This is a genomic window from uncultured Actinomyces sp. (genome assembly GCF_963526355.1).
Classification (GTDB): domain Bacteria; phylum Actinomycetota; class Actinomycetes; order Actinomycetales; family Actinomycetaceae; genus Actinomyces.
In genome coordinates this window covers 1-6,090 of record NZ_CAUROW010000103.1, presented here as the reverse complement: position 1 = coordinate 6,090, position 6,090 = coordinate 1, and the positions used below count along the sequence as shown (strand labels likewise).

The following is a 6,090-nucleotide window of genomic DNA, read 5'->3' as shown; positions in this document are numbered from 1 at the left end:
TGAAGATCTGCCACAGGTGACCCAGGTCCCGGAAGTAGACGGTGGCGATGGACAGAACGAGTCCCAGCCCGACGGCGAACATGCCCGCCAGGAGCGTGACGACGACCAGTGCCGGAAGCATGAGGAGGACCCCTGGGCCGCCCATGATCATGGCGATGACGGTCAGCACCAGCAGCTCGAAGGTGAAGTCCACGGCCAGGGACAGCACTGCGGAGTAGATGAGGACCTGGCGGGGGAAGTAGACCTTGGTGAGCAGTCCCGAGTTGTCCACCAGGGCGTTCATGGAGGACATGACCCCGCTGGACATGAAGGTCCAGCTGAGCACCCCGATCCCGATCCACAGCGCGAAGGAGTCGATGCCGGAGTTGCGCCCCGGCGCCACACCGCCGCGGAAGACGACGCCGAAGATGAGAGCGAAGACGGCGATGGTGGCCAGGGGGTTGATGAAGGACCACAGGCGCCCCAGCGCCGTGCCCTTGAACTCGGAGGACACCGAGCGCTGGGTCAGTCGCAGAGTGAGGTCCAGCGTCTGGCGCGCCTCCTCCGAGCGGAGAAGTCGAGAGAGCTTCATGGGCTCACACCTCCGTCGCGGTGTCGGTGGACGAGGAAGGGGAAGGGAAAGAGCCGGCAGAGGCGTCCACCTGGGCGTCGATCCAGTCGCACAGGCGGTTGACTCCCTGGTGGACACCGATCCGGGGCTCCCAGTCCAGCGCTTTGCGGGCGCGGGCGGTGTCGGCCCAGGCGGCGCGCACGTCGCCGTCACGGAACTGGCCGGTGACGTGCGGGGCGGGGGCGCCGTAGTGCTCGGCGATCGTCTGGGCGACCTGCATGATAGTGGTGCGCTCCCCCAGGCCGATGTCATAGGGCTGCACAGCCGCCGGCGAGTGCAGGACGCCTGCCACGATGGCGGAGGCGACGTCGTCGATGAAGACGAAGTCCCGCACGATCTGGCCGTCCTCGTAGACCGGGATGGACTGTCCGGCCCTGGCCAGTCGGGCGAAGAGGGAGACGATGCCGGTGTAGGGGTTGATGAGTGATTGGCCGGGGCCGTAGACGTTCTGGAGCCGGTAGAGCACCGGAGTGACCCCGAAGGAGCCGCACCAGGAGGTCACGAGGTTCTCCTGGCAGAACTTGGTGGCGGCATAGACGTTGGCCGGGGAGGCCTTGACGGTGGTGGAGGACTGGACCGAGGGGGTCAGGCCCGCGAAGTCCCACTGCCCGGCCTCGAGCATCGCGTGAGTGCGCTGGCCGGGGTAGGAGGGGCGTCCCTCGGCGTCGGTCCACCGGCCCTCTCCGTAGACGGCGCGGGAGGAGGCCAGGACGATCCTCTCGGGACGGATCTCGTGGCGCACAAGCGCGTCGAGCATCTGGGTGGTGCCGACGACGTTGACGCTCGCATGGCGGGAGGCCTGGGTGAGGGACTGTCCGGTACCGGTCTCCGCGGCCAGGTGAACGATGACCTCCGGGGCGGCCTCGGTCAGGAGGGAGTCCCAGTCCTCGGCGACGGCGACGTCCAGACGGTGCAGCTCCACGCGCTCGTCGAGCGCGGCGGGGCGCTCCTGGGACGGGTGGATCTGCGGATGCATGTTGTCCAGAGCCACGACACGGTCGAAGGCATCCGCCAGGTCGCGCGAGATCGCGCAGCCGATGAATCCGGCACCACCTGTCACGAGGCAGGTACGGGTCACGAGGGTCTCCCTTGGGTAGTCGAGTCGGGTCGGCGGGACATGCTCAGGCAGTACGCCGAGACCTCGGCACTATTCTCGGCGCTGCCGGAGCCGACGGCGCCGACAGATGCCGTTGCCTTCGACACGCCGACGGGTCGCACGCCACTCGTGGGAGTCAGCCCTCGGGCGGCCGCCGGCCGTCAGCGCTCGGCCTCCAAGGCCTCGGGGCGCCAGCTCATCCCCTTGAAGGCCTTGGTGAAGAAGTCGACGGCGGTGTCGGTCACCCGCACCAGCGCCACCGACAGGGCAAGGATGATGACGCACTCGGCGGCCAGCAGCATGTATCGCTGGATGGGGAAGAATCCGATGACATTGATCTTCTGGATGACCTGCCAGATCACCACGTGATGGACGAGGAAGATCGGGTAGGAGTACTTGGCGATGAGGCCGACGACGACCCGTACCGGCTGGATCGCCACGTAGCGACCGACCACCACGAGAATGAGGAAGGCCGAGATGCCCACGATCGTGGTGCCCACGTCCTCGGGGAAGATGGCGGAGACGGCCAGGACCCCGGCCGCTGGGACGACCGCGGCCCAGTGCACGCGCCGGACGTAGAGGACGAAGTAACTGCCGAAGGCCAGCTCGGGGAGCCTTGTGGTGAGAATCATGGCAGAGGGGTAGCCCGGGAAGTAGCGCGGCATGATGACCACGGTGGCGGCGTAGGCCACCAGGAGCACGACACCGGTGAGGACCGGGAAGCGGTCAATGGCCCACAGCAGCAGTGGGAAGACGACGTAGTACAGGAGGATGAAGCCGAGGAACCACTCACCCAAGAGGTACATGGTGCGGAAGTGGAAGTTCACGGCGAGCCCGTCGATCCCCAGCAGCGTGAAGATGAAGGATCGGGCCGGGGCGGCGTTGGGCGGCCGCCCGTTGTAGATGATGAAGTAGTAGAGCGTCCCCAGTACCCAGGCGGTCCAGAACATCGGGTAGATGTTGAGGAAGCGTTTCCAGTAGAACCGTTTGAGGTTGATCGGCCGCCGATAGGTGAGGGTCAGGGCCGCGCCGGAGATGATGAGGAACAGTGAGACGCCCAGGGCACCGACATAGATGCCGAAGGGCTCGAAGGTCAGGACGTAACCGCCCCCGTGGTCACGGAGGTGGAAGTTGAAGTGGGTGAGGACGATGAGCAGGGTGGCCAGGGCCCGGATGAGGTCCAGGTAGAAGATCCTGGGCCGTTTCCTGACAGGTTCGGCCGCCTGAGCGGCGGTCACCGGTACCGCTGCCGCGCTCATCGCCCGATTCCTCGAGCCTTGTGGTAAGCGGTTCTCATCGGTTCCTTGAGGACCGGCGGAACCCACTGCCCCAGACGTCTCTTGATCCGTTGACGGGTGGTACGGGTGTCCCGGATCCTCTCCACGACCTGCGTCTCCAGCCCCATGTCCCAGTGCTCGGAGATCGCGGAGGTGAGGTCGCGCACGTAGAAGGACAGGTTCGTCAGCTCGATGCGGGCGAAGGAGTCGGAGAAGAGCCAGCCGCAGAAGTAGCCCGCCCCCTGGGCGACGTAGCCGTGTGACCGCTCGATGGCGTGCATGAGCGTGCCGTCGATGGGGCAGGGCTCGGGTGGGAACTCCTCCCACTGCCAGTCGTGGTCGAACAGCGGCTTGAGGGCCTTGGGACGGAACCAGAACATGGATCCCAGGGGGGCGACGGGCTCCTTCTTGGAGTCGAGGGGAACGTTGAGTCCCAGCTCGTGCAGGAGCTCCTTGGTGCGATCGAAGTTCGGTCCCCAGCCGAAGGTGTAGACCGGGAAGTAGTCGGCGTGGTTGGGCGGCGTGGGGGCCAGGAAGCCCAGACGCGGTTCGGCGTCGAAGGTGGCAATGACGTTCTTGACGAAGTCTCGCGTGGGCAGCAGGTTCTCGAAGCACTTGTAGGCGAAGCCGTCGCCCACCGAGTATGGGTAGAGCTGGGTGACCTTCTTGTCGTGCGTGTAGCACACGACGTCGTAGTCGTGGATGACGTCCTTCCACCCCACGAGGAAGGGGCCGACGTCGCGCCCCCGGTTGTCCACCAGGCGCACCTCGATGTTGTAGGGCAGCCCCTCGCAGGCGGCCTTGACCTGCTCCACCTTCTCGGGGCTGGAGGTGCTCAGGAAGACGTCGATGCCCTCGGGCATGTTGCGGATGTACTTCAGCGTGGGCTCGACCAGCTCCATGTAGTACAGGTGGGCGATGAGGGCGACCCTCTGCTTCCTGGGCTCGCGGACAACCGTCTGCGTGGGCAGGACGTAGGTGAGCTGGAGGTTCTTGACCAGGTCCGCCATGTTCATCGTGCGCAGGGCGTTGTCCCAGATGAGATTCGTGTCGTAGTCCGTGTGGTCGCGCAGGTAGGCGTAGAGCTCGGCACTGGACTCGCCCACGGACTGACGCACGACGTCGTCGTAGGGGCGGAAGAAGGAGCGGCGCTTGAAGATCGGGCAGCGCTTGTCCCGGATGAGCTCGACCGGGGAGAAGAGCACCGGGGAGAAGGTGAAGCCCTCCATGTCCTCGGTGTTGACGTAGACGTCCGAGGTGAAGCCGAGTCGCTCGAAGCGCTGGGTGAAGGGGACCTCGTGCAGTCCCACCGACTGCTCGTAGCCGTTGATCTCGGGTATCTCGTCCCAGTAGTCCTGAAAGGCCTTGGAGGTCACCAAGGAGCGGCGGTATGCGTGGAAGTGGGACTGGAGGTGGCGGGGCAGGTAGCCCTCGAGGGCGTAGCCGAAGGGGTCGAAGGGGACCTCGTGGAACCAGGTGATGCCCCAGAAGTCGATGTCCCGGCCGGCCATCTCGGTGAACATCTCCTCGAAGGGGTGGACCGGCCCCATGATGGTGGCGTTGAACAGGACGACTTCGTCGAACTCGGCGAGTCTCCTCCAGCCGTAGGAGTCCAGGGCGGTCTTGTAGGCCCACACGTCGAGTCCCTGGTTCTCGCGCAGGATGATGTTGTCCGTGAAGGCGCCGAGCTTCGCGTAGCTCTTGGCGGTCAGCTCGCCGTTGACGACGATGACCAGCTCGGAGAGGTTCTTGACCATATCGGCGAGCAGGGTCTCCACGTAGGAGTCCACGATGCCCTGAGCATCGAAGAAGAAGAAGATCCCGAGTCGCTTCGGATCCGCGCCAAGCGTTGCCATGATGTCCCTTCTGGGCAGTGGTCCGGGCCGCTCAGCGCGGCAGGGGGAAGGATGTGGGGGGAGACAGTTCCTCAACGACGCGTCAGCTCGCGCTCGAGGCGAGGATACGGCGGATCTTCGTGGGATCCCCCCACACACCGGGCGAGTCGTAGGGGCGATCCGGGAAGGCGCCGTACTCCAGGGTGATGTTCAGGTCGTTGTCCCGGATGTAGGCCTCGACGCGCTCGGCCAGGGTCATGGGCTCACCGGTGCAGGCGTTGATGATGCCGTCGACCTCGCGCTGATCGATGATCGCGGCGATCTGCTCGCCCAGGCCGTCCACGGAGATGAAGTCGTAGCGGTTCCTGCCGGTGGTGAAGGGGAAGGTGGTCCGTCCCTCCTCCGCGGCGGCCAGGAGCTTGGAGAAGATCGAGTTGCCGAACTTGTCGTCACCGACGATGTAGTAGGCGCGGATCCACTGGGCGACGGCACCGTGCTCCCGGGCGGAGAGGAAGGTGGCCTCGCGCAGGGCGTTCTTGGCGATGCCGTACAGGGACGCCGGATTGCAGGGGGCGTCCTCATCAATGGCGCCCTCCCAGTAACCGACCTCGTGCATGGTGCCCATGACGGCGAGCTGGGGAAGCCCACCGGCGTAGAGGTTCTCGATGAGGTGGTAGTGCTTGGCCAGGTCGTCCAGGTGGGCGTGGGAGGCGTGCTTGAAGCCGTCGCGCCAAGCCATGTGCAGGACGACGTCGGGGCGCCCCATCTGGTCGTAGATGTCGGCATCGCCGGAGAAGAGGTCAATGGAGACCTTCTCCGCCCGGTCGTCGACGCCGTCGAGACGCAGATCGAGGGCCTTGACAACCAGTCCCCGCTCCAGCAGTGCAGTGACGACGTGGCGACCGATGTAGCCGCCGGCTCCGGTGACGAGAACTGTCTTTGCCATGACTCAGGATCTTAACAGGTGAGTGCTGAGCCTCCTTGCCGTACTCCTCACTGCGTCGGTCACGCTTCTGGCCGCGCCGGTCATGTGGCGGTAGGCGGGTTTGAGGGCTCCGGCCGCCTCCGGGTGACGAGCATCGAGGTAGGAGCGCACCCGCGGCCCGAGGCCGGCCCCGGGCCCGAACCGGGCCTGGAGGAACCGGACCTGCTCGTCGGTGTGAGCGGGCAGGTCGGCGACGACGGCCTGCTGCTTGTAGGCCAGTGCGCCGTAGAGTCGCCCGGCCCAGGTGGGGGTGAGGACCTCGCGGGGATGGAAGCCGCTGGACATGG

Annotated in this window: 5 protein-coding genes and 1 pseudogene; all 6 read right to left on the bottom strand. The window is 65.9% G+C overall.

All coding sequences use genetic code 11. From position 1 onward, the window contains the following. The coding region (locus tag RWR81_RS11920; RefSeq protein WP_314457953.1) for an ABC transporter permease at positions 1 to 571 on the bottom strand (571 nt) is incomplete at its 3' end. A 4-nt stretch (positions 572 to 575) separates the two neighbouring features. After that, positions 576 to 1,688 (bottom strand): NAD-dependent epimerase/dehydratase family protein, encoded by a 1,113-nt coding sequence (locus RWR81_RS11915; protein WP_314457952.1) that lies wholly within the window; start codon positions 1,686 to 1,688, stop codon positions 576 to 578. A gap of 179 nt (positions 1,689 to 1,867) precedes the next feature. Beyond that, complete coding sequence (locus RWR81_RS11910; protein ID WP_314457951.1) at positions 1,868 to 2,965, bottom strand: acyltransferase; 1,098 nt, start codon at positions 2,963 to 2,965, stop codon at positions 1,868 to 1,870. Continuing rightward, the gene (locus RWR81_RS11905) at positions 2,962 to 4,839 is read right to left on the bottom strand and encodes a rhamnan synthesis F family protein (protein ID WP_314457950.1); all 1,878 of its coding nucleotides are present in this window, start codon (positions 4,837 to 4,839) and stop codon (positions 2,962 to 2,964) included. Before RWR81_RS11905 ends, RWR81_RS11910 begins: the two co-directional genes overlap by 4 nt. An 82-nt stretch (positions 4,840 to 4,921) precedes the next feature. Next, positions 4,922 to 5,764, bottom strand: a complete 843-nt coding sequence (locus RWR81_RS11900; protein WP_314457949.1) for an NAD(P)-dependent oxidoreductase — start codon at positions 5,762 to 5,764, stop codon at positions 4,922 to 4,924. 3 nt (positions 5,765 to 5,767) lie between these two features. Continuing rightward, positions 5,768 to 6,090 (bottom strand): annotated as a pseudogene (locus RWR81_RS11895) (rhamnan synthesis protein F); the annotation flags it as partial.

Bases quoted from the DNA above. Each gene is read 5' to 3' on its own strand.
- RWR81_RS11910 (WP_314457951.1), bottom strand. From the start codon at position 2,965: ATGAGCGCGGCAGCGGTACCGGTGACCGCCGCTCAGGCGGCCGAACCT.
- RWR81_RS11905 (WP_314457950.1), bottom strand. From the start codon at position 4,839: ATGGCAACGCTTGGCGCGGATCCGAAGCGACTCGGGATCTTCTTCTTC.
- RWR81_RS11900 (WP_314457949.1), bottom strand. From the start codon at position 5,764: ATGGCAAAGACAGTTCTCGTCACCGGAGCCGGCGGCTACATCGGTCGC.